The sequence below is a fragment of the Paraburkholderia sp. SIMBA_053 genome (assembly GCF_046534895.1).
Classification (GTDB): Bacteria; Pseudomonadota; Gammaproteobacteria; order Burkholderiales; family Burkholderiaceae; genus Paraburkholderia; species Paraburkholderia caledonica.
Map to the genome: position 1 here is coordinate 1 of NZ_JAWRXU010000915.1, position 263 is coordinate 263.

Genomic DNA, 263 nt, shown 5'->3' on the forward strand with positions numbered 1-263 from the left:
GTATCAGCGTTATCGTCAGAAGTTTGCGCTACGGCAACCTCAACAGAGGGTTGTACTTCGGCTATTTCTGCAGCTGTATCAGAAGTCGCTGTGTCAGTTTCTGCGTTACTACTTTGTGCTTTTTTCGCAGCTGGCTTGCGGCGTGCACGTGGTTTCGGCTTATCGCTGTCTGGCTGTGCTACTGCGGTGTCGACCTCGGCAGCTTCAGCTTCACTGTGCGTTTGTGCAGTTTCAACGATTTCGGCAGTTTTATCATCAGCTAC

1 protein-coding gene is annotated in these 263 nt (G+C 51.0%); it reads right to left on the minus strand.

Annotation, left to right across the window (positions count from 1 at the left end):
* Window positions 1–263 (minus strand): hypothetical protein (locus SB753_RS38280; RefSeq protein ID WP_410805322.1); only part of this gene is annotated, 263 nt, incomplete at both ends.